This window comes from Nonomuraea sp. NPDC049649 (assembly GCF_040675175.1).
GTDB lineage: Bacteria > Actinomycetota > Actinomycetes > Streptosporangiales > Streptosporangiaceae > Nonomuraea.
The window spans coordinates 87540-110596 of record NZ_JBFAOH010000004.1 but is presented as its reverse complement, the minus strand read 5'-3'; the positions used below and the strand labels follow the sequence as shown (position 1 = coordinate 110596).

General features: G+C 71.6%; 20 protein-coding genes. 11 read left to right on the top strand and 9 right to left on the bottom strand.

Annotated elements, in window-relative coordinates; translation table 11 throughout:
- The first annotated feature begins 52 nt into the window (after nucleotides 1-52).
- Both AB0J42_RS07665 and rpsT read left to right on the top strand, forming a co-directional pair.
- On the top strand, nucleotides 53-1042 hold the full coding sequence (locus AB0J42_RS07665) for a hypothetical protein (protein ID WP_364290058.1): 990 nt from the start codon (nucleotides 53-55) through the stop codon (nucleotides 1040-1042).
- 122 nt (nucleotides 1043-1164) lie between these two features.
- Nucleotides 1165-1437 (top strand): 30S ribosomal protein S20, encoded by a 273-nt coding sequence (rpsT, locus tag AB0J42_RS07660; protein WP_364290056.1) that lies wholly within the window; start codon nucleotides 1165-1167, stop codon nucleotides 1435-1437.
- 176 nt (nucleotides 1438-1613) lie between these two features.
- Here rpsT and holA read toward each other — a convergent pair whose 3' ends face one another.
- From holA to AB0J42_RS07625, 7 genes are all read right to left on the bottom strand, one after another.
- Nucleotides 1614-2585 (bottom strand): DNA polymerase III subunit delta, encoded by a 972-nt coding sequence (gene holA / locus AB0J42_RS07655; RefSeq protein ID WP_364290054.1) that lies wholly within the window; start codon nucleotides 2583-2585, stop codon nucleotides 1614-1616.
- A gap of 335 nt (nucleotides 2586-2920) precedes the next feature.
- Entirely contained in the window at nucleotides 2921-5404 is a 2484-nt protein-coding gene (locus tag AB0J42_RS07650) for a ComEC/Rec2 family competence protein (protein WP_364290052.1), read from the bottom strand.
- Between the two features lie 164 nt (nucleotides 5405-5568).
- The gene (locus AB0J42_RS07645) at nucleotides 5569-6351 is read right to left on the bottom strand and encodes a helix-hairpin-helix domain-containing protein (RefSeq protein WP_364290050.1); all 783 of its coding nucleotides are present in this window, start codon (nucleotides 6349-6351) and stop codon (nucleotides 5569-5571) included.
- Nucleotides 6352-6446: 95 nt separating this feature from the next.
- On the bottom strand, nucleotides 6447-7256 hold the full coding sequence (locus AB0J42_RS07640) for a DegV family protein (RefSeq protein ID WP_364290046.1): 810 nt from the start codon (nucleotides 7254-7256) through the stop codon (nucleotides 6447-6449).
- A 13-nt stretch (nucleotides 7257-7269) separates the two neighbouring features.
- Nucleotides 7270-8478, bottom strand: coding sequence for an imidazolonepropionase (gene hutI, locus AB0J42_RS07635; RefSeq protein WP_364290044.1), 1209 nt, complete (start codon nucleotides 8476-8478; stop codon nucleotides 7270-7272).
- A gap of 413 nt (nucleotides 8479-8891) precedes the next feature.
- Nucleotides 8892-10304, bottom strand: a complete 1413-nt coding sequence (hflX, locus tag AB0J42_RS07630) for a GTPase HflX (RefSeq protein WP_364290042.1) — start codon at nucleotides 10302-10304, stop codon at nucleotides 8892-8894.
- 84 nt (nucleotides 10305-10388) lie between these two features.
- Nucleotides 10389-11090 (bottom strand): DUF4097 family beta strand repeat-containing protein, encoded by a 702-nt coding sequence (locus tag AB0J42_RS07625; RefSeq protein WP_364290040.1) that lies wholly within the window; start codon nucleotides 11088-11090, stop codon nucleotides 10389-10391.
- Between the two features lie 147 nt (nucleotides 11091-11237).
- On the opposite strand from AB0J42_RS07625, the gene aceB reads away from it, so the two are divergent.
- Genes aceB through AB0J42_RS07585 form a run of 8 tightly spaced genes read left to right on the top strand, consistent with a single transcriptional unit; the run spans nucleotide 11238 to nucleotide 20466 of the window.
- Nucleotides 11238-12815: a malate synthase A gene (aceB, locus tag AB0J42_RS07620; protein WP_364290038.1), complete on the top strand. Its 1578-nt coding sequence runs from the start codon at nucleotides 11238-11240 to the stop codon at nucleotides 12813-12815.
- Nucleotides 12816-12865: 50 nt separating this feature from the next.
- Nucleotides 12866-14305: an FAD-linked oxidase C-terminal domain-containing protein gene (locus AB0J42_RS07615; RefSeq protein WP_364290036.1), complete on the top strand. Its 1440-nt coding sequence runs from the start codon at nucleotides 12866-12868 to the stop codon at nucleotides 14303-14305.
- Nucleotides 14305-15546: an FAD-binding oxidoreductase gene (locus tag AB0J42_RS07610; protein WP_364290034.1), complete on the top strand. Its 1242-nt coding sequence runs from the start codon at nucleotides 14305-14307 to the stop codon at nucleotides 15544-15546. The genes AB0J42_RS07615 and AB0J42_RS07610 overlap by 1 nt, the downstream gene beginning before the upstream one ends.
- Before the next feature lies 1 nt (nucleotide 15547).
- Nucleotides 15548-16762 (top strand): heterodisulfide reductase-related iron-sulfur binding cluster, encoded by a 1215-nt coding sequence (locus tag AB0J42_RS07605; RefSeq protein WP_364290032.1) that lies wholly within the window; start codon nucleotides 15548-15550, stop codon nucleotides 16760-16762.
- Nucleotides 16759-17493 (top strand): IclR family transcriptional regulator, encoded by a 735-nt coding sequence (locus AB0J42_RS07600; protein WP_364290030.1) that lies wholly within the window; start codon nucleotides 16759-16761, stop codon nucleotides 17491-17493. Before AB0J42_RS07605 ends, AB0J42_RS07600 begins: the two co-directional genes overlap by 4 nt.
- A 47-nt stretch (nucleotides 17494-17540) precedes the next feature.
- Entirely contained in the window at nucleotides 17541-18278 is a 738-nt protein-coding gene (locus AB0J42_RS07595) for an IclR family transcriptional regulator (RefSeq protein WP_364290028.1), read from the top strand.
- Between the two features lie 3 nt (nucleotides 18279-18281).
- A complete protein-coding gene (locus AB0J42_RS07590; RefSeq protein ID WP_364290026.1) occupies nucleotides 18282-18494 on the top strand; it encodes a DUF2277 domain-containing protein in 213 nt (70 codons plus the stop codon).
- A gap of 31 nt (nucleotides 18495-18525) precedes the next feature.
- Nucleotides 18526-20466, top strand: coding sequence for a hypothetical protein (locus AB0J42_RS07585; RefSeq protein ID WP_364290024.1), 1941 nt, complete (start codon nucleotides 18526-18528; stop codon nucleotides 20464-20466).
- Here the strand turns inward: AB0J42_RS07585 and AB0J42_RS07580 are convergent.
- Both AB0J42_RS07580 and AB0J42_RS07575 read right to left on the bottom strand, forming a co-directional pair.
- Entirely contained in the window at nucleotides 20450-20899 is a 450-nt protein-coding gene (locus AB0J42_RS07580; RefSeq protein WP_364290022.1) for a hypothetical protein, read from the bottom strand. The two genes, AB0J42_RS07585 and AB0J42_RS07580, sit on opposite strands and share 17 nt — an antisense overlap.
- Nucleotides 20900-21011: 112 nt before the next feature.
- Nucleotides 21012-22196, bottom strand: coding sequence for a transposase (locus tag AB0J42_RS07575; protein ID WP_364290020.1), 1185 nt, complete (start codon nucleotides 22194-22196; stop codon nucleotides 21012-21014).
- A 181-nt stretch (nucleotides 22197-22377) separates the two neighbouring features.
- On the opposite strand from AB0J42_RS07575, the gene AB0J42_RS07570 reads away from it, so the two are divergent.
- On the top strand, nucleotides 22378-23055 hold the full coding sequence (locus tag AB0J42_RS07570) for a response regulator transcription factor (protein WP_364290019.1): 678 nt from the start codon (nucleotides 22378-22380) through the stop codon (nucleotides 23053-23055).
- Nucleotides 23056-23057 lie beyond the last annotated feature (2 nt).

Below are 23057 nucleotides of genomic sequence, written 5' to 3'. Positions count from 1 at the left end.
AGTCCGTTCCGACAGGTTTGAGGTCAAGCGTCTTTCATGGTGACATGCCCGGGTGACATCCCGAACCGTCATCCGCCGCGGCCTGCGCCTGATCGCGCTCGCCTCGGTCGTCGTGGTCGCGCTGATCGGCGTCTTAGCCGCCGCGTTCCGGCTCCAGTTTACCGGGACCCCGGCGGGGTGGGCGATGAGCACCGGGAACGACGCCCTCTGGCTGGGCCACATGTGGGTCGACGGCCGCCGCGACGAGCAGGACGTGCGGGTTCTCGCCGAGCGGCTGCGCACCACCGGGATCAAGGATCTGTACGTACACTCCGGGCCTTTCGAGCATGACGGGCGGCTCGACCCGGCCAAATACCCCGAGGCGCCGCAGTTCGTCCAGTGGGTGAAACTGCACATGCCGGGCGTGCGCGTCTCCGCGTGGCTCGGCCAGCGGGTGAAGGACGGGTTGGACCTGGACGACCCGGCAGCCCGGCAGAACGTGCTCGACGGCGTCGCCGACGTCATGAAGGCCGGGTTCGACGGCGTCCACTACAACTTCGAGCCGCTCGGCGACGGCGACACCGACTTCCTCGTCCTGCTGGAGGAGACCAGGCGGCACGCGTCCCTGGTGTCCACGTCCGTGCCGCAGATCGAGCCGTACCCGCTCATGCGCGTCCCCTCCCGGGCCGTGCTCGGGCACGACAAGTACTGGTCGCGCGGCTACTTCCAGGAGGTCGTGTCCCGGGTCGACCAAGTAGCGATCATGACGTACGACTCGGGCATGCCGCTGCAGTCTCTCTACGGCGGGCACGTGGCACGGCAGGCCGAACTCGCCCTGGACCTGGTCCCCGAGTCGAAATCCCTGCTCATCGGAGCACCCGCCTACCACGACCACGAGCTACCGTGGGGCGACGCGGCGGAGAGCGTCGCACTGGCCGGTCAGGGCGCCAAGCTGGCGCTGTCGGCGCACGGGCCGCGCGAGCGGTTCGGGCTCGCGCTGTACGTGGACTTCGCCGCCACCTCCGAGGACTGGCGCGAGTACGAAGAGAACTGGCTGTCGTGAAACCGGGCGTTGATTTGAGCGCCTACCTCAGTTATTGGTAGCCTGAGCAACTGCGTGTGGCGCGCCCTCTCTCGAGCCCGCGCGCTTCATCCACCACTTCAGACTTTCACCGAGGCTTCTTCGTGGCGAACATCAAGTCCCAGATCAAGCGCAACAGGCAGAACGAGAAGGCTCGCCTGCGCAACAAGGCGGTCAAGTCCTCTCTCAAGACGGCCATCCGCAAGTTCCGCGAGGCCGCGGAGCAGGGTGACGTCGAGCAGGCCGTGGCGCTGCAGCGGATCGCCGCCCGCCAGCTCGACAAGGCCGTGAGCAAGGGCGTCATCCACAAGAACCAGGCCGCCAACCGCAAGTCGGCGATCGCCAAGCAGGCTTCGGCGCTCGCCGCCGCCAAGTAGGCGCCGGTCACACTCCACAAGCGCCGCACTCCACACCGGAGTGCGGCGTTTTGGGCTGTCCAAGCAAGCCCTACCGGCCGGTACGGCGCGAGTATTTAACAGCCGGTGTGCTCTATCGGTCGGTGCGGCACGTGTATTGCCGGCGGGGCGCTCTGCTGGCCGGTGCAGCGCGTGTACTACCGGCCGGTGCGGCTGGCCACGATGACCTGTACCGCGTGCTCCAGGGCATAGGCGGGGTCGGCGCCCGCCCCCTTGACCTGCTCGTCGGCGTCGGCCACAGCCTGCATGGCGCGCGCCAGCCCATCCGGGCCCCAGCCCTTGACCTGCTTACGGACGCGCTCGATCTTCCACGGCGGCATGCCGAGCTGGCTCGCCAGCTGCCCGCCGCGCAGGTTGCGAGGCGCCCCGGCGACCTTGGCGATGGACCGCAGCCCGCCCGCCAGCGCGCTCACCAACAACACGGGCGCCACCCCGGTGCTCAGTGCCCACCGCAACTGCTCAAGCGCCTCCCCGAGCCGCCCTTCCACGGCCGCGTCGGCGACGTTGAACCCCGTCACCTCGGCCCGCCCCTTGTGGTAGCGCGCCACGGCCGCGGGGGTGATCGTCTTGTCCTGCGTGTCGAACATCAGCTGGCTGCACGCGGCGGCCAGCTCCCGCAGGTCGTTGCCCACCGCCTCCAGCAGCGCCTGCGCGGCCTCACCCGAGATGCCGCGCCCGGCCCGCTTGAACTCGCCCTTGACGAAGTCCAGCCGCTCGCCCGCCTTGGTAACCTTGGCGACGGTGACCACCTTGGCCCCGGCCTTCTTCACCCCGTCGACCAGCGCCTTGCCCTTGGCCCCGCCGGGATGCGCCAGCACGAGCACCACGTCGTCGGAGGGCTGCCGGGCATACTCGACCACCTCGGCGATGACGTCCTTACCGAGGTCCTGAGCCGACCGGATGACCACGACGGTCCCGTCCCCGAACAGTGACGGCGACGCCAGCTGGGTCAGCTCCCCCGCCGTCACCTTCGACCCGACGAGGTCATGCACCTCGGCTCCGGAGTGTCGAGCCCGCGCGGCCGTGACGGCCTCGCGCACGGCCCGCTCCGCCAGCAACTCCTCATCCCCGATGACCAGGGTCACCGGCGCCGGATCGCTTCCCGCCATGCCGAGCAGCATCCCACGCCCACCCACCCAACCCAAAACGCGGACCACCCTCATCTGGCCACGTGACCGCCCCGGGTACGGCTCAGCATGACCCAGCCGACTACTCCCTTCTAAGAGGCCCGCTCAGCACAACCGGTTGAACTCGTCCGCGCGCTCCCGGCGTCCAAACCCAGTGGGCAGGTCCTCGCAGCGCGAGCAAACGGCCGCACGCCAGAACACGTAACCCCGGATTGAGCCAGTAGTTCGCCCACCACCCAGGGCCGGGGCTCTGAATGGGTCCGTCACGTGCCCCTAATAGGTCAGCGTCACGCGCAGAGGCCGAGACGATTGACCGGTCAGCGTCCGCGTACCACGACGGCTAAGGCGCCTCCCTGGTCGACGATCGCTATGTCGCCTGATTTGTCCGTACGGTAGACGCGGGTGCCGAGGCGGTTGAGCAGGCCGAGGGTTGACGGGGCCGGGTGGCCGTAGCCGTTGTCGGCTCCTACGCTGACCAGCGCCGCCCGTGCTCCCACGGCCGCGAAGAAGCCGGGGACCTGTCGCGGGGATCCGTGGTGGGGGACCTTGAGGATGTCGGCTGTCGGCAGTGGCTCGCGTATGAGACTGTGCTGGGCCTCGGACTCGATGTCGCCGCTCAGCAGTGCCGAGCCGGCGTTCCAGCGGACGTGGAGGACGACGCTCGCGTTGTTGGCCGCGCTGCCCTCCCCTGGGCCGTTCATCCCTGCCGTGTCGTCGGGGGCGAGGACGGTCAGTTCGGAAGGGCCGAGCTGCCAGCGGGTGCCGGGTTGTGCCGTGTGCTCGGGGATGCGGCGGCGTGCGAGGTCGGTGCTGAGGCGGGTGCTCTGGGCGGCGGATCCGCGATGCGGGCTGGTGATGACCGCCCCTACCCTCCGGTCACGGTAGACCCCGGCCAAGCCGTTGACGTGGTCGGCGTGCGGGTGGGTGAGGACCACCAGGGGCAGGTCCCGTACACCCAGTCTGCGCAGGCACCGGTCCATGACCGTGGGGTCGGGGCCGGTGTCGACGACCACGCCTCGGCCGGGGCCGGCCGCTATGACCAGCCCGTCGCCCTGGCCGACGTCGCACATGACCATCAGCCATCCCTTGGGCGGCCATGATGATGCGATGGGTTTGATGGCGAGCACGGCGATCAGGACGCCGCCCGCGACGGCCAGCGTGACGGCCCGCCAGGCTCGCCGGCGCCACAGCACCATCGTCACGACTGCCACGACCGCCAGCAGGCCGAGGCCGGTGATCCCCTGCGGCCACGGGAGGTTGGCCAGCGGTATTCCGGCCGCCCACCGGGAGACGGTGATGATCCATCCGACCGCGTACCCGGCCGGTATCACCAGCACCTGGGCCGCCTCCGGCCAAAATGGTGCGATCAGCGCTGCCACGAACCCGAGCAGGGTCGCGGGCGCCACCGCAGGCCCCGCCAGCAGGTTGGCGGGCACGGCCACCAGGCTGATCTCCCCGGACATCAGCACCAGCACGGGCGTGACGGCGGCCTGCGCGGCAGCGGGCACCACCACGGCCTCTGCCGCCCACCTCGGCCACCGCCACCCGCCCTTCCGCGCCGTCGGGGCAGGGCCAGAAGACGGGGTGGTCGTGTGGGCAGGAACCTCGCCCGTCAACCGCCCCCTCTCGTTCTGCGAATCCGAGGCAGAGCTGGGAGACGGGGTAATCGTGTGGACGGGCACCGCGGCCTCAGCCGACGACCGGTTCCTGTCGTTCCGTGAGGCTGGGGTGGAGTCGGGGGGCGGGGTGGTCGTGTCGCCGGTGAGGCGGGTGCGCCAGCGGGGGGCCAGGAGGAGGATGCCGGCGGTGGCGGCTACCGACAGGGCGAAGCCGTAGGAGCGGGCCAGGTCGGGGACGAACAGGATGAGGAGCAGGACCGCTACCGACAGGGCTGCGAGGCCGTCCTTGGCGCGGCCCGTGCCGAGGGCCAGGACCGCTACCAGGCCCATCAGGAGGGCGCGCAGGACGCTCGGGGAAGGTCTCGCCACGATGGCGAAAGCGATCATGGCGAGGGCGGCGAAGATCGCTCGTGGTGCGAGGGGCAGGCCGGCCAGCCTGGAGAGGGCTAGGGCGGCTCCTGCGACGATGGCGAGGTTGGCACCGCTTACGGCGTTGAGGTGGCTCAGGCCTGCGTCTCTGAGGTCCTCGTCCACCTGTCGGTCGAGTCGTGAGATGTCGCCGACCACCAGGGCGGGGAGGAGGCCCCGCTGGTCAGGGGGAAGGATGCCCGACGCGTCGCGCAGGCCGCTGCGGAACGCGCCTGCCACCGTGTGGACGGGCGACGGGGGTGTGAGGATACGCGGGGCGTCTCGTACGAGGAGGATCGCTGCGACCAGACCGGGCGAGGTGGGCTTGGCGAGGCGGCCTTTGACCTGGAGGCGCTGGCTCGGCAGGAGCGTCCGCCATTCGCTGCCGTTGGCGAAGACGACGACCGGGACGTGTACGGCGAGGCGGTGGGTGCGGGTCTGGAGGGTTTCCAGGGTGGCTTCCGCGATGATGCTGTCTCGTTGGAAGGAGAGGCCGGATTTGGGCCGTCTGACTTTGGGGTCTCCGGTGAGGGTGATCTCAGCGGTGACCGTCTCGCCTTTGGCTGCGAGGTTGGTGACCGGGCCGGAGGTGACGGCTTGGAGGCGGAGCGCGATCGAGCCGCTGGTGGCGGCGGTGCAGATCAGTACGGCGACCGCGATGTTGCGGTGTGCCGGGTTACGGATCAGCGCCCAGGCTGCCGGGGAACCAGCGGCTGTGACCAGGCCGACCAGGACGGCTGCCTGAAGGGGCAGGCCAAGGAGAACGAGAGCCACGGCCCACGCCGCGATCGCCGGCAGAACAAGCGGCCAGAAATGCCCTGCCCCTTCACGATCAGTGACCTCTCCGCGGGTGACAACGTCCCTCACCTCGCCATCAAGTTTCTGGACCTTGTCCTCACGCCCGGCGGTTGGCCGAGAAGGGCCGGTGGGAACTCGCATCAGACGCGGACCTTGGGCTTGATCTCGTCGAAGCGGCGGGAGCCGATGCCGGTGACTTCCCGGAGTTGGTCGACGCTGGTGAAGCCGCCGTGGGTGGTGCGGAAGTCGATGATGCGGGAGGCCAGGACCTCGCCCACGCCGGGGAGCTGTTCGAGCTGGTCCTGGGTGGCGGTGTTGAGGTCGAGGACGGCGTCGGCGGGGTTCGCGGCGGAGCCGGGGGCGGCGGCGGGGGCGCCGACCATGATCTGTTCGCCGTCTACGAGGCGTCTGGCCAGGTTGAGAGCGCCTAGTGGGGCGCCTCGGCGGACGCCTCCGGCGGCGGTGATCGCGTCCTGGACTCGGGAGCCGGTGGGCAGGGGGTAGACGCCCGGTTTGCGGACCTTGCCGGCGACGTGGACGGTCACCTTGGCCTCTGGAGTGGCGGCAGTGGGGGCAGGGGTGGATAGCGGAGTCGGGGCGGGCAGAGGTTCGGGGACGGGCTGGGCGCGCCAGAGGAGGAAGCCAGCCACCAGGACGGCTGCGACCCCGAGGGCCAGCAGGACTCGGAGGGCCGGTCGTCCGGGGTCGAGGGCGGGCGTGGAGGCACGGAAGGCTTGGAAGGACTTGGGCGCCTGCGGCTCGGACGGCCCGGCCGGCCGTGGGTCGGTCGTCCCGGCTGGTCTGGTGGTGCGGAAGGTCTGGAAAGGCTCGGGCACCTCGCGGGGGAACGGGTCGGAGCCGGTGAGAGCGCGGAGCCTGGACTCGGCGACGGTCCGTTCGGGGGCGGGGTCGTGGGCGGGCACGGGAGGAAGTTACGCGTCGCGCCGTGGGCGCCGGCTCACCGAAGGCGGTTCTGTGGATAAGGCGTGCCCGGCCGGGCTCGCTGTGGAAAACGCGCCTACATCGCCGGGGCCAGCGTGACTCCGAGCATGCCCGGTCCCACGTGGACGCCGATCACCGCGCCCACCTCCACCACCCGCACCCCGGCCAGCCCGGCCACCCGTTTGGCCAGGTTCGTGGCCAGGGTCTCGGCGCGGGGTGCGGCGGCCAGGTGCTGGACGGCGATCTCCACCGGGGTGTCTCCGGCCTCCTCCACCGCCAGGTCCTCCAGGCGGGCGAGGGCGCGGGCCGAGGTGCGGACCTTTTCCAGCAGGGCGATGCGGCCGTCCGCGAGGTGCAGCAGTGGTTTGATCATGAGGGCGGAGCCGAGCAGTGAGGCCGCCGCGCCGATCCGGCCGCCGCGGCGGAGGTGGTCGAGCGTGTCGACGTAGAAGAAGGTCCGGGTGCGGGCGGCGCACCTCAAGGCGGCCTCCGCGACGGACTCCAGGGGTTTTCCCGCCGCCGCGGCCCGGGCCGCCGCCAGGACGGGGAAGCCCAGGCCCATCGCGATGGAGCGGCTGTCGACGACGGTGACCGGCAGCGGTGCCTCCCGGGCCGCCGTGCGGGCGGCGTCGGCCGTACCCGAGAGTTCCGCCGACAGGTGGACGGAGACGACGCCGGCCGCGCCCTGCGCGGCGAGCGTCGCGTAGCAGGTCGCGAAGCGTTCCGGCGAAGGCCGCGATGTGGTTGCTGTCGCGAAATTTCCGGTGAAATCGGGCTCGTCCCACGCCCGTTCCCCGGCAATCACCTGTACGGGCACAACAGCGACACCCGGCACCTCAGGCAGATAAGCGGTGGAATCCGTGACTACGGCGACAGCGGGCGGCATAACCCGACTTTAACTACTGAACGGGCGTCCCACCCCGCCAGACGCGGCGCGGCTTCAGACCGAAGGACCAGGCGAAGGCGCCTTCGTGGTCGGCGTCCCACTGCACGATGTCGGCGAGCCGCCCCGGCTGCAGCACCCCGCGGTCGGGCGCGCCGAGCACGGTCGCGCCGCCCAGCGTCGCCGCCCGCAGCGCGTCGTTGACGCTCATCCCGAACGCCGACACCGCCATCGCGATGACCAGCGACATCGAGGTGATGCCGCAGTAGCCGGGGTTGTGGTCGCTGCCGAGCGCGATCTGCACACCGTGCTTGATCATCTGGCGGACCGGCGGCAGGTGGCCGCGCTGGAGGGCGGTGGCGGGGCAGACCACGGCGGGCACCCCGTAACGGGACATGATCGCGATGTCCTCTTCGGACATGTGGTGCAGCCCGTCGGCGGAGGCGCAGCCGAGCTCGGCGGCGAGCTGGACGGCGCCGCGGCGGCTGAAGATGCCGGCGTGGATGCGCGGCAGCAGGCCCACGTTGCGGCCCGAGGCGAGCACCCAGCGGGACTCCTCGGTGGTGAAGTGGCCCTCGTCGCAGTAGACGTCGACGCTGTCGGCGCCGGCCGCGGCCGCGTCGGCGCACCAGGAGCCCACGGCCTCGACGTACTCGCGCTGCCGGCCGAAGTATTCAGGCGGGACCACGTGCGCCGCGAGGAAGGTGACGTGCACCCGCGGCATCATCGGCTCCTTCTCCAGCTCGCGCAGGAGCCGCACGTCGGCGAGCTCGCCGTCGCGGGTGAGGTGGTAGCCGGTCTTGGCCTCGACGGTGGTGGTGCCGTTGAGCAGCCAGTCGCGCAGCCGCTCGCGGACGCCGTTGCAGAGCGTCCACGGGTCGGTGCCGCGCGTCACGGTGACGGTGGAGCCGACGCCGCCGCCGGCGGCGGTTATGGACGCCGAGGTGGAGCCGCCGGTGCGGATGGCCAGCTCGGCGTAGCGGTTGCCGGCGTAGACGGGGTGGGTGTGGGCGTCGATGAGACCGGGCGTGACGAGCGCGCCGCTCAGGTTCTCGACGTGGTCGACGTCGACGATGTCGTCGACGACGCCGGGGACGCTCTGCGGCAGGTCGGGTGCCCGCCCGACCCACGCGATGCGGTCGTTGTGCACGAGGATGGCCGCGTTGCTGAGGACCTCGTTGCCGGTCCACAGGCGGCCGATGTTGGTCAGCAGCCGAACGGTCACCGCATCACCGCCCCACATGCGGGCAGCACGCAGCGCACGGCCTGTGCCGCGCCCACTGAGTCCGCTCCGGGTCCGGACGACATGGGGGGTCTCCTGCTCTCATCCGCAAATGCTGTGCGGTGACCGTATCGCCGGACTCATGATCCGGCGATTTCAGTTCAGTTACGTTATTTCACAAGCGGGCTCGCTGTACAGGGTTATTCGGAAGAAAGCCCAATAGTCCCAACCGCAACCCTGGCACACCGCCGACCACGGGCCCCCACGTGGTCCCTGGTGCGCAGCAGCCGTCATCCGTCAACCCGTGTCGTCAAAGTCGAAAGGTTTGGCTAATCCTAGCAATCCGAGCGTTGCCGGACTACTGCCGTGGGCGGGCAGCCCTGCACCACTCTTCGCGGCCAGAGCTGCCCGTACGGTCAGGAGACGCGTTCGACCGGCTTGCCGGCCCGCACGAGCTCCTGGTGGAGGCTCGGCAGCACGCGGGCGTGCAGGACCGTGCCGTCGCCGACGTGGTCCACCGAGAGCACCTCGCCCTCCTTGTGGGCCCGCGAGATCAGGTCGCCGCGGTCGTACGGGACGAGCAGCGTGACCTCGTAGTCCAGGCGCGGCAGCCGCCGCTCGATGAGGTCCATCAGCTCGGGGATGCCGGCGCCGGTGCGGGCGGAGACCACGACGCTGTCGCGCTCGCGCCTGGAGAGGCGGTCGAGCACGTCCTGGTCGGCCGCGTCGGCCTTGTTGATCACCACGATCTCGGGGATGTCGGAGGCGCCCTCGATGGTCCGGAAGACCTCGCGGACCGCGAAGAGCTGGCCCTCCGGGTCGGGGTGGGAGCCGTCGACCACGTGCAGGATCAGGTCGGCCTCGCCCACCTCCTCCAGCGTGGAGCGGAACGCCTCGACGAGCTGGGTCGGCAGGTGGCGGACGAACCCGACGGTGTCGGCGATCGTGAACACCCGGCCCTCGGGCGTGCGCGAGCGGCGCACGGTCGGGTCGAGGGTGGCGAACAGCGCGTCCTCCACCAGCACGCCCGCCCCGGTGATCCGGTTGAGCAGCGAGGACTTGCCGGCGTTGGTGTAGCCCGCGATGGCGACCGCGGGCACCTCGCGCCGCTGGCGGCGCTGGCGCATGGTCTCGCGGGTGGTGGACATGCCCTTGATCTGGCGGCGCAGCTTGGCCATCCGCTCGCGGATGCGGCGGCGGTCCAGCTCGATCTTGGTCTCACCGGGGCCGCGGCCGCCGATGCCGACGCCGCCGGCCGCCTGGCCGCCGACCTGCCGGGACAGGCTGCCGCCCCAGCCGCGCAGGCGCGGCAGCAGGTACTGGAGCTGGGCGAGCTCGACCTGGGCCTTGCCCTCCCGGCTCTTGGCGTGCTGGGCGAAGATGTCGAGGATCAGCGCCGTACGGTCGATGACCTTCACCTGGACGACCTCTTCGAGCTGGCGGAGCTGGCCGGGGCTCAGCTCGCCGTCGCAGATCACCGTGTCGGCGCCGGTCGACTCGACCACGTCGCGCAGCTCCTGCGCCTTGCCGGAGCCGATGTAGGTGGCGGAGTCGGGGTATCTGCGGCGCTGGATCAGGCCCTCCAGGACCTGGGAGCCCGCCGTCTCGGCCAGCAGCTTCAGCTCCTGGAGCGAGTTCTCCGCGTCTTCCGCCGTGCCCGAGGTCCAGACCCCGACGAGAACGACCCGCTCGAGCCGTAGTTGCCGGTATTCGACCTCGGTGATGTCGTCGAGTTCGGTGGAGAGGCCTGCCACGCGCCGCAGCGCCTGACGCTCCTCGAGGTCCATGTCGCCGGTCTCGTACTCGCTGAACGCGGGAAATTCGTGCATATGTGTCATCTCTTATCGGGAAACGTCTGAACACCTGGGTGTCTTCCCCGATGGTGGCATGACATCCCCACCGGCAACACCCGGTTATTTCGGCAGCACGCTGACATCGCCCGATCCCGCCGACACCTTGATCTTGTGCGGCGCGTTCCGGTCGGCCCGCACCGAGACCGTGGTGTCGCCGCTGCCGGCCTCGGCGGCCACGTCGTAGCTCCCGTCGGGGACGCGCAGGGTGACGTCGCCGGAGCCCGCCTCGGCCTCGGCGCGCTCGGGTGCCGTCTCGTACTCCAGCTCGATGTCGCCCGAGCCGGCCTCGGCGAGGACAGTCTTGCCCGTCAGGCCGGAGCCGTCCAGCGAGCCGGAGCCGGAGCTGACGGTCAGCGGCCCGGACAGCGACCTGAGCGTGATGTCGCCGGACCCGGCCTCGGCCTTGACCTCCAGGCCCTCGGGGATCTGGATCTTGTAGTTCACGCTGCAGCTGCCCGGCCTCGGGGGGCAGCGGTACGTGATCAGCAGCGTGTCCCCGTCGACCGTGTGCTCGGTCTCGGGCCTGTTGCCGCGCCAGTGCAGGGTCTCGTCGACCTTCACCGAGCCGCCGCCGGTCTCGGTGATGAGCGTGTCGCCGGAGCCGTTGCGCACCTCCAGCCTGGTGACCTTCTCCGTCACCTCGTAGGAGGCCTTGTCCTGTTCGGCGGGCCCGGCGGCGCTCGTCAGCCCGCAGCCGGTGAGCCCGCTGGTGAGCAGCGCGGCCGACGTCAGCAGGCCTCCCGCGATCGCGATCCTCTTCATGGGCCCGATCTTCCCGGCGCATGACACCGGGGCGCATCGGGGATGCCCCGGAAAGCACCCCGGCTTTGACCCTGTGAGCCGGGGTGGCGTACCTTCCCTTCCATAATCCAGAATCAGTTTTCCACATAGCGGAAAAGAGATCGCACCATGGAGATCACGGGCCCGATGCTCGACCGGTTCGACGAGGTCCTCACGCCCGAGGCGCTCGCGTTCGTCACGACGCTGCAGCGGGAGTTCGGCGCCAGGCGGCTGGAGCTGCTGGAGGCCCGCCAGGCCAGGCAGCGGGAGCTGGCGGCCGGCGGCACGCTCGACTTCCTGCCCGAGACCAAGCAGATCCGGGAGGGCGACTGGCAGGTCGCGCCGCCCGCGCCCGGCCTGGAGGACCGGCGGGTGGAGATCACCGGGCCGGTGGACCGCAAGATGACCATCAACGCGCTCAACTCCGGCGCGAAGGTCTGGCTGGCCGACTTCGAGGACGCCAACTCCCCGCTCTGGGAGAACTGCGTGCTCGGCCAGCTCAACCTGCGCGAGGCGCTCGACCGTACGATCGACTTCGAGACCGGCGGCAAGTCCTACGCGCTCCGTCCCGACGAGGAGCTGGCCACGATCGTGGTCCGCCCGCGCGGCTGGCACCTGGACGAGAAGCACGCGCAGGTCGACGGCGCCCCGGTGGCGGCGTCGCTGTTCGACTTCGGTCTCTACTTCTTCCACTGCGCCCGGCGGCAGCTCGACAAGGGCAAGGGCCCGTACTTCTACCTGCCGAAGCTGGAGTCGCACCTTGAGGCGCGGCTCTGGAACGACGTGTTCACCCGCGCCCAGGAGCTGCTGGGCATCCCGCAGGGCACGATCCGGGCGACCGTGCTCATCGAGACCTACCCGGCCGCGTTCGAGATGGAGGAGATCCTGTACGAGCTGCGCGAGCACTCGGCGGGGCTCAACGCGGGCCGCTGGGACTACCTGTTCAGCGTGATCAAGTGCTTCCGCACCCGGGGCCGCGAGTTCCTGCTGCCCGAGCGGAACGCGGTGACCATGACCGCCCCGTTCATGCGCGCGTACACCGAGCTGCTGGTGCGCACCTGCCACAAGCGGGGCGCGCACGCGATCGGCGGGATGGCGGCGTTCATCCCGTCGCGGCGCGACCCGGAGGTGAACACGGTCGCGCTGGAGAAGGTCCGCGCCGACAAGACCCGCGAGTCGGGCGACGGCTTCGACGGCTCCTGGGTGGCGCACCCCGACCTGGTGCCGGTCTGCCGCGAGGTCTTCGACGGCGTGCTCGGCGACCGGCCCAACCAGCTCGACCGGCTCCGCGAGGACGTCACGGTCACGGCCGCCGACCTGCTGGCCGTCTCCGAGACGCCGGGCGACATCACCGAGGCGGGCCTGCGCAACAACGTGGACGTGGCGCTGCGTTACCTGGCCGCGTGGATGGGCGGGCAGGGCGCGGTGGCCATCCACAACCTGATGGAGGACGCGGCCACGGCCGAGATCTCCCGCTCGCAGATCTGGCAGTGGATCCACAACGACATCACGCTCGCCGACACCGGGGCGCAGGTCACCAAGGAGCTGGTCGAGCGGATCATCGGCGAGGAGCTGGAGAAGATCTCGGCCGAGCCGGGCTACGACGAGAAGCTGTTCGAGCAGGCGACGGCGCTGTTCAAGGAGGTCGCGCTGGACGATGATTTCATCGACTTCCTGACCCTTCCGGCGTACGCCCGAATGCCGTAAATGCGGCCATATATTGGCAGTAACGGGAGGCCGAGTTCCCTGGAGGCGCCATGCTGGACACACTGACGGCGGCGCTGCGCGAGGTGCTGCCCGCAGACGGGGTGATCACCGACCCGGTGCGGCTGCGTACCTACGAGTGTGACGGTCTCACCTACCACCGGGCCACGCCTGGCGTGGTCGTGCTTCCCGAAACCGCCGAGCAGGTGGCGGCCGTGGTCAGGCTGTGCAACGAGTTCGCGGTGCCCTTCGTGGCCCGCGGCTCGGGCACGGGCCTGTCCGGCGGCGCGCTGCCCCGCGAGGACGGCGTGCTCGTGGTCACCTCCAGGATGCGCCGGATCCTGGAGGTCGACCTGCCCAACCGGCGGGCCGTGGTGGAGCCGGGGGTCACCAACCTGGCGATCACCGAGGCGGTCCGCGACCAGGGCTACTACTACGCGCCCGACCCGTCCAGCCAGCAGATCTGCTCGATCGGCGGCAACGTGGCGGAGAACTCCGGCGGCGCCCACTGCCTCAAGTACGGCTTCACCGTCAACCACGTCGAGGCCTGCGAGATCGTCACCCCGGACGGTGACCTGGTGACGCTCGACCTGATGGACCCGGGCTACGACCTGCTGGGCGCGTTCATCGGCTCGGAGGGCACGCTCGGCATCGCCACCAAGATCACTGTACGGCTGAGCCGGGCGCCCGAGTCTGTCACCACCGTGCTGGCCGCCTTCGAGACCATCGAGCAGGGCGGCAAGGCCGTGTCGGACATCATCGCGGCGGGCATCGTCCCGGCCGCGATCGAGATGATGGACGCGCTGGCCATCGAGGCCGCCGAGGCGGCGGTGGCCTGCGACTACCCGCGCGGCGCCGGGGCGGTGCTGATCGTCGAGCTGGACGGCCCGGCCGCCGAGGTCGAGCTGCAGTTCGCGCGGCTGCGGGAGATCTGCTCGGGCGCGTTCGAGCTGCGCGTGGCGGCGGGCGAGGCGGAGCGGGCGGCGATCTGGAAGGGCCGCAAGTCGGCGTTCGCCGCCGTCGGGCGGATCAGCCCGGCCTACATCGTGCAGGACGGCGTGGTGCCGCGCACCGCGCTGCCGCGCGTGCTGGCCGCGATCGACCGGCTGTCGGCCGAGCACGGGATCAGGGTGGCGAACGTGTTCCACGCCGGCGACGGCAACCTGCACCCGCTGGTGCTGTTCGACGACGCCGAGCCGGGCGCGGGCGAGCGGGCCGAGACGGTCTCGGGCGCGATCCTGGACCTGTGCATCGAGCACGGCGGCTCGATCACCGGCGAGCACGGGGTGGGCGTGGACAAGGCGAGATACATGCCGCGCATGTTCTCCGACGACGATCTGGACACCATGCAGCTCGTACGGTGCGCGTTCGACCCCCGCGGCCTGTCGAACCCCGGCAAGGTGTTCCCCACGCCGCGGCTCTGCGGCGAGGTGCCGGGCGTGCGCAAGGGCGTGCACCCGCTGGTGGAGTCCGGGAAGGCGGAGCAGTTCTGATGCTCTCTGAGGATCTGGCCGGGGTCACGGTCAGGGAGGCGGGTCCGGCGGACGCCGTGGGCGGGGTGACGCCGCGCTGGGTGGCGCTGCCGGAGTCGGTCGAGGAGATCTCGGCCGTGCTGCGCGCCTGCTCGGCCCGCGATCTCGCGGTCGTGCCCGCGGGCGGCGGCACCAAGCTGCACTGGGGGGCGCCTCCGGAGCGGCTGGACGTGCTGCTCGACCTGTGCTGTATGAACGAGATCGTCGAGCACGCGGCCGGCGATCTGGTGGTCCGCGCGCAGGCCGGGGTGACCATGGACCGGCTGGCGGCGGAGCTGGCCGGAAGCGGCCAGGAGCTGGCTCTCGACGTCCCGTTCACCGAAGGCACCACGATTGGTGGTACGCTCGCCGCCGCGGTCGCGGGGCCGCGCGCCTTCCGCTACGGCACGGCCCGCGACCTGCTCATCGGCATCACCGTCGTGCTGCCCGACGGCACCGTCGCGCGCTCGGGCGGCAAGGTCGTCAAGAACGTCGCCGGTTATGACCTGGGCAAACTCTTCACCGGCTCCTTCGGCACGCTCGGCGTGATCGCCGATGCGACGTTCCGGCTCCACCCGCTGCCCGCCGACCGGCGCTGGATCGTGGCCGTGGTCGAGCCGCCCCCGGTGTCGGAGCGCGGGCCGTGCCAGCTGCGGGAGCTGGCCGCGATGCTGGCCGCCGCCCAGGAGGAGCCGAGCGCGGTCGAGCTCGACTGGCCGCACGGGCAGGGGCCGGTCTGGATGACGGTCCTGGTGGAGGGCGCCGCGGCGGCCGGCCGGGCGCGGGCGCTGGCCGAGCGGATGGACCAGGTGGTGAGCGGCGCGGTGACCGGCGTGCGCGAGGAGCCGCCACCGCAGTGGGGGCTGATCGTGGACGACGGGCTGCTGGCCGAGGTGCGTTACCCGCCCGCCGCGCTGACGGGGGTGCTCGACGCCGTCCACTACAGCGGCTTCTCGCTGCGCGGCTCGGCGGTGACGGGCCGGCTCTGGCTGGAGCTCTGGGGCGAGCAGGATGAGCAGGACGAGGAGAAGGTCTCGGGCGCGGTGGCCGCGCTGCGCGAGCGGCTGGAGGGCCTCGGCGCCCGGCTCGTCGTGCACGCGACTCCGTACGAGAGCGTCGAGCGGTGGGGGCGCGTCGGCGCGCTGCCGCTGATGCGGCGGGTGAAGGAACGGTTCGACCCGGGGCGCTTGATGTCTCCCGGCCGGTTCGCGGGAGGGATCTGAGATGACCGCCGGGCCCGACCCGAAGCTGATCGGCGACTGTGTGCACTGCGGGTTCTGCCTGCCGACCTGTCCCACGTACGTGCTGTGGGGCGAGGAGATGGACTCCCCGCGCGGCCGGATCCACCTGATGAAGCAGCACGTGGAGGGCACGCCGGTGACCCCGGAGATGGCGGGCCACTTCGACGCCTGCCTGGGCTGCATGGCCTGCGTGACCGCCTGCCCTTCCGGGGTGCGGTACGACCGGCTGATCGAGCAGACCAGGGCCGTGGTGGAGCGGGAGCACGAGCGCGACCCGCAGGAGCGGGCGGTGCGCGGCCTGGTGTTCGGGCTGTTCCCGTACCCGCGCAGGCTGCGGCTGCTGCGGCCGGGCACAGGCCTGGTGCGGCGGCTGGCGCCGTTCCTGGAGCGGGCGCACCCGAGCCTGGGCGCGCTGGCGGCGCTGGCACCCGAGGTGCGGCGGCGGCAGCGGCTGCCCCGCCTGGTGCGGGCCAGAGGGCCGCGGCGGGCCGTGGTCGGCATGCTCGCCGGGTGCGTGCAGGGCGAGTTCTTCCCGCAGGTGAACGCGGCCACCGCGCGGGTGCTCGCGCTGGAGGGCTGCGACGTGCTGATCCCGGCCGGGCAGGGCTGCTGCGGGGCGCTGAGCGTGCACGCCGGTCGGCCCGAGCAGGCCAGGCGGCTGGCCCGGCGCACCATCCGGGCCTTCCGCAAGGCGGGCGTGGACACGGTGGTGGTCAACGCGGCCGGGTGCGGCTCGTCCATGAAGGAGTACGGCGACCTGCTCGGCGAGGAGCCCGGCTTCCGGGTGATGGACCTGTCGGAGTTCCTGGTCGCGCTGGGGCCGGTCGCCGAGCGGCGGCCGCTGCCGCTGACCGTGGCCTACCACGACGCGTGTCACCTGGCGCACGCCCAGGGCATCCGGTCGCAGCCGCGCGAGCTGCTGCGCGGCATCCCGGAGCTGACCGTGCGCGAGGTGCCCGACGCGGCGATCTGCTGCGGCTCGGCCGGCACCTACAACATCTTCCAGCCGGAGGCGGCCCGCGACCTGGGCGACCTCAAGGCCGAGGCGGTCGCCTCGACCGGCGCCGAGCTGCTGGTCTCGGCGAACCCGGGCTGCACCATGCAGATCGCCGCCGCGATGCGCCGCCGAGGGACGGCGATCCGGGTAGCGCACACCGCCGAGGTGCTGGACGCGTCGCTGCGCGGGGCCGCGCTGTGAGCGTGCAGTCGGTCGAGCGGGCGCTCGACGTGCTGGAGGCGCTGGCCGAGCGGGGCGGCGAGGCGAGCCTGTCGGAGATCGCCGCCCGCACGGGGCTGCCGTACGGGACCATCCACCGGCTGCTGCAGACCCTGCTGGCGCGCGGTTACGTGCGGCAGGAGTCCGACCGGCGGTACGCGCTGGGCGGCGGGCTGGTGCGGCTCGGCGGCGTGGCCGAGGGCATGGTCGGCGTCTGGGCGCAGCCGCATCTGGCCCGGATGGTGGAGCTGTCGGGCGAGACGGCCAACCTGGCGGTGCTCGAAGGCGACTTCGTCGTCTACGTGGCGCAGGCGCAGTCGCCGCGCAGGCTGCGGATGTTCGCCGAGGTCGGCAGGAGGGTGCTGCCTCACAGCACGGCGGTGGGCAAGGTGCTGCTGGCGTGGCGGAGCCCCGAGGAGGCGGTCACGCTACTGCGGCGCACCGGCATGCCGCGCCGCACACCCCACACCATCACCACCGCCGACGGCCTGCTCGCCGAGCTGGACGCGGTGCGCGACCGCGGCTACGCGCTCGACCTGGGCGAGGAGGAGCTGGGCGTGCACTGCCTGGCGGTCCCGGTGAGCGACGGCGACCGGGTGCTGGCCGCCATGTCGGTGTCGGGCCCGGCCGCGCGGATCGACGCGCTGGACCGCGACGAGCTCGCCCGGGGCATGCGGAAGATCGCCGACGCCTTCGCCGAGGAGCTGCGCTGACCTGCCGGAGATCGCGATTTCCGGCTTGAGGACTAAACTGTTGCGCTATGAGCAACAGCTCCGTGCAGTCCGTCGACCGTGCCATCGCCATCCTGGAGATCCTCGCCCGCGAGGGCGCCACCCGCGTGACGGACCTCGCCACGGAGCTTTCGGTGCACAAATCCACCGCCTCACGGCTCCTGGGCGCGCTGGAGCAGGGCGGGCTGGTGGAGCAGACCGGCGACCGGGGCCGCTACCGGCTCGGCGTCGGCGTGGTCCGGCTGGCCGGGGCCGCCACCGCGCAGCTCGACCTGGCCAAGGAGAGCAGGCCGGTCTGCCAGCGGCTGGCCGAGGAGGTCGGCGAGACCGTCAACATCGCGGTCGCCCGCGACGGCGACGTGGTCAACATCAGCCAGGTGCGCGGCCCGTCCGCGATCAGCGGGCAGAGCTGGGCGGGCGCCCGCACTCCCCCGCACGCCACCTCCAGCGGCAAGGTGCTGCTGGCGTTCGGCGCGCTGGAAGTGCCCGACGAGCTGGACCGGTACACCCCGCTGACCATCACCGACGAACGCCGGCTCGGGCTGGACGAGATCGTCGAGCGCGGCTGGGCGGCCGCGGTGGAGGAGCTGGAGGAGGGGCTGAACGCCGTCGCGGCCCCGATCAGGAACGTCGACGGCACGGTCGTGGCCGCCGTGAGCGCGTCCGGGCCGTCGTTCCGGCTGACGCCGCAGCGGCTGCCCGAGGTGGGCGAGTCCGTCGCCGAAGGCGCCCAGGAAATCAGCCAGCGGCTCGGCTATTACGGTTGAGACATGTGCCGAAGCATCAAGACCCTGCGTCCCCCGTACACCGAGGACGTCACCCAGGACGACGTGCGGGCGGCGGCGCTGCAGTACGTCCGGAAGATCTCCGGCTTCCGCAGCCCGGCGCCGCACAACGCCGAGGCGTTCGACCGGGCGGTGGAGGCGATCACCCAGGCCTCCGAGGAGCTGCTGGGCTCGCTGCGGGTCCGCGGCGCCCGTTGACACGAGCGCCCGCTGAGAGAAGGGTCCGGGTGTGACCCACGGACTCCAGGGGGCGATCATGATCAGCGGGCTTTACCGGGGGCGGGACGGCGATACGGCGCTGGAGCTCCGCGTCGACGTCGACGGGCCGCGGCCGACCGGCCGGGTGAGCGGCGACCTGTTCGCCACCGCGGGCGCGACCACGACCTATGAGGCGTCGTTCGTGGTGCGGGCGCCCGTCGTCACGGCGGCGGGCGATGAGACGCGGATCGAGGGGACGGGCGAGTTCTCGTCCGCGACGCCCGATCAGAAAGTGCGGGTGACGCTCGCCGGGGGGCGCGGCACCGCGCGGGTCGCCGGGCGCGATTTTCCCGTGGAGTTCGCCTCGCCCCACTTCCGCGAGGTCGTGCTGGAACAGGACTCGGTGGCCGGGACCGTGCCGTTCGTCGCGTACGACACCGGCACGCTCCAGGGGCCCGCCGCGTCGCCCGCGCGCAGGCTGGGCGTGGTGGAGGCCTGGGCGGAGGCGGGCGTCGCGCTGACCGTGACCGAGCCGGGCGTCATCCCGGCCGACGGCGCCGGTCCCGACCTGGCGTGGGACGACGCCGAGCTGCACCACGCGATGACCCAGCAGTTCAGCCGGTTCGGCGACGCGCCCGCCTGGCGGGTGTGGCTGCTCGTGGCGAGCCGGCACGTGGGCGGCTACCGGGGCATCATGTTCGACTACCGCGACGCCCACCAGCGGCAGGGCGCCGCCGTCTTCCACGACGCGATCAAGGGCGACTCGCCGCAGGCGCAACGGGCCCAGTTACGCACGTACGTGCACGAACTCGGGCACGCGTTCAACCTGCTCCACTCCTGGCAGAAGAACCTCGCCACGCCGCCCCAGCCGCTCGGCCCGCACGGCGGCTTCGGCGACCTGTCCTGGATGAACTACGTGCAGAACTACCGGCCCGGCGGCGAGGAGGCCTACTGGGCGGCGTTCCCCTTCCAGTTCACCGACGCCGAGCTGGCGCACCTGCGGCACGGCTTCTTCCACGACGTCGTCATGGGCGCCAACCCGTTCGGCGCCGGCGCGGCCGAGGTGAGCCCGTTCGAGCAGCCGCTGGAGGACCACTCCGGGCTGCGGCTGGAGGTGCGGGCCAAGGAGTCGTTCGGGTTCGGCGAGCCGGTGGTGGTCGAGCTCAAGCTCTCCTGTACGGGCGAGCCGCGCCTCACCCACGGCCACCTCCACCCCGACACGGAGTTCACCCAGGTCACGATCACCCAGCCGGGCGGCCGGACCCTGCTCTACCAGCCGATGATGCGGCACTGCGTCGACCACTCCCCCGAGACCCTGCTCGACGCCGCCGGCCCGGCCATGTACCGCAGCGCCTACATCGGGCACGGCCGCGACGGCCACTACTTCCAGCAGCCCGGCGAGTACCAGATCCGCGCCCAGTACATCGCCGCCGACGGCTCGCGCGTCGTCTCCCCGCCCTGCCCGGTGCGGGTCCGCTACCCGGCCACCGGCGACGACCACCGGGTGGCCGAGCTGATGCTGGGCGAGGACCAGGGCAAGCTGTTCTCGCTCCTCGGCTCCGACTCGCCCGCGCTGCGGCCCGGCAACGAGGCGCTGGAGGAGCTGCTCGACCGGTACGCGGAGCACCCGCTGGCGGTCTACGCCCGGATGGTCCAGGGGCTCAACGCCGAGCGCGGGTTCAAGTCGATCGGCGCGGACCGGCGGCTCCGGGTCCGGCCGCCCGACCCGCAGCAGGGCGTCCGGCAGCTCTCCCGGGTGGCGCGGGCGGGCACGATCGACAACATCACGCTCAACATGGTGATGCGCCGCTGGGCCAGGGCGGAGGCCCGGCAGGGCGACCTGGACAGGGCCCGGGCGGTCCTCGACGAGATGGTGGCGACCTTCCGCGACAAGGGGATCAACCCCGTCGTCCTGGGTCAGATCAGAAAGCAGGCCGAGACGACCGCCCAGGCCCTCAGCCGTGAAGCCTGACCGGACGGCCGTCCGCGCAGCCCACCTTGACCTCGACGTCCTCGGCGTCGTCGGCGTCCGGCTCGAACTCCACCTCGGCCTTGGAGCCGGGACCGGGCTCGACGCTGTCGACCGAGTAGCCCTGGGCGGGGCTCCAGGAGCGCAGCGTCACCTCGTCACCGGAGCAGGAGGCGATGACGGTGCCGCCCACGGTCCTGATCAGCTCCGTCTCGGGAGCAGCACTGGGGGTTGCTCCAGGGGTCTTGGTAACGGGGCTCGACGGGGGGCGAGCCGGGGTCGCGGTGACCCGGGTGAGGGCGGCGCGGGCCTCCTCCTGCGTCATCACGCGGCCGGAGGTGCCGGTCAGTCCGCCGCCGAGCAGCCCGAGCACCGCCACGGCCGCGCCGGTCGCGGCGATCGCGGTCACCACCCAGGCCAGGACGAGTCGCTTCACTCCGCCAGTTTTCCCCTCGTACGGCTAAAGGCGGGTTAAGAGCACCCTAAGAACGCGCCGTCTACGGTTTCACCATGTGACTCCTCCGCTCCCTCAGGGGAGCGGCTTCTCGCTAAGCCGCTTCCGCAGCCTGGCGAAGGGCAAGCCCTGCCCTCAAGATGTTCTTCGCCGCGTTCACGTCGGCGTGCGCGGCATGCCCGCACCCCGTACATCGGAATTCGGCCTGGGTGACGCGGTTCTCCGCAGCGCAGTGCCCGCATCGGGCGCAGGTGCGAGAGGTGTCGGCGGGGTTCACCGCGATCAGCTCTCGACCGGCGCTTTCAGCCTTGTACGACAGGATCGTCAGGAACACCCCCCAACCCGCATCCATAATCGAACGGTTCAGACCGGCTTTCGCCGCGACGTTGCGCCCGGGGGCGTCGAGCGTGCCGGACGCCGAGCGGGTCATGTTCGTAATGCGCAGGTCTTCGTGAGCCATCACGTCGTAAGCGCGGATCAGCGCGTTCGCGGCCTTATGCGCGTGATCGAGCCGCTGGCGGCGGACTTTGCCGTGCAGCGCGGCGACCCGCGCCACCTGCTTGCGGCGGCGCTTGGACCCGCGTTTCTTGCGGGCGAGGTCTCGCTGCGCGTCCGCCAGGCGGCCCGCGGTGGCGGCCAGATAGCGCGGGTTCGCCACGTGCGCGCCGTCGCTGGTGGTGACCAGCGAGGCGACACCCAGGTCGATCCCGGCCACCGCGCCGGCGGCGGGCAGAGGTGTGGCGGGCACCTCGTCGCACGACAGCACCAGGAACCAGCGGGAGCCCTCCCGCTTCACGGCGATCGTCTTCACCCGGCCGCGCACGGCCCGGTGCCGGTGGACGCGGACGTGCCCGACGCCCTGCAACCGGACGAACGTGGCCGAGCGGTGTTCGGGCTGGGAGTCCCACCGGCAGCCGTCGCCGTCCTTGGGCCACTCCACCGTGTCGAACCAGCCCCGGCCCTTGAAACGCGGGAACCCCGGCGTGCGCCCGGCCTTGACGCGGGCGAAGAACGCGCCGAACGCCTTGTCGAGCCGCCGCAGGGTGGCCTGTTGGGAGGAGAACGACCAGCGGCCCTGTCTGTCCGGGTCATCTCTGCGGATGTGTTTAAGGTCGGCGGACTGGTCGCGGTAGCGGACGCTCACGCCCGCGCGGGCGTAGGCGGTGCGGCGGTGTTCCAGGGCGGCGTTGTAGAGCTGCCGGTGGTCTTCGAGGCACGCCGCCAGCGCGGCGGCCTGCTTTACGGTGGGGCGCAGCAGGAACTTGAACGACCTGCGCACACTCCACCTCCTGTCACGTTTGGTAACGACAGCACCACGGTATCGGCTGGTGCCGACAAAAGCAGGGAAGGACATCGGTGATGCGCGAACCTGACAGGGCAGGGCACACTCGGGCCTTGGCATCGCTCCCGCTCCCGATTCCCCTGCCGCCTGAAGGTAATGATTCCCTCGGGAGAATTTGATGGCTGACATCCTGCTCATCGAGGACGACGTGGCGATCCGTACGGCGCTGAGCCGCGGGCTGCGGGATCTCGGCCATGCCGTCTCCTCCTCCCCCACCGCGCTCGACGGCCTGCGGCTGGCCGTGCAGGACCGTCCCGATCTGATCGTGCTCGATCTGGGCCTGCCCGACCTGGACGGCGCCGAGCTGCTGCGGATGCTGCGGGCGGTGAGCCAGGTGCCGGTGATCGTGGCGACCGCGCGCGACGGCGACGCGGAGATGGTGCCGGTGCTGGACGCGGGCGCGGACGACTACGTGGTCAAGCCGTACAGCGCCGCCCAGCTCGACGCCCGGATCAGGGCGGTGCTGCGCCGGGCCGGGGAGGCGGCGCCGGCTCCGCTGCAGGTGGGCGCGCTCCGGGTGGACCCGCGCGCCCGGCTGGCCGAGCTGGACGGCGCGGCGCTGGACCTGACGCCGCGCGAGTTCGACGTGCTGCACTATCTGGCGGCGCGGCAGGGCGAGGTCGTCACCAAGCGGGAGCTGCTGACCGAGGTGTGGCGGCTGCCGTACGGCGGCGCGGACAAGACCGTGGACGTGCATCTGTCGTGGCTGCGCAGGAAGCTGGGCGAGACGGCGGCGGCGCCGCGCTATCTGCACACCGTGCGCGGGGTCGGGGTGAAGCTGGTCGAGCCGTCGTGAGG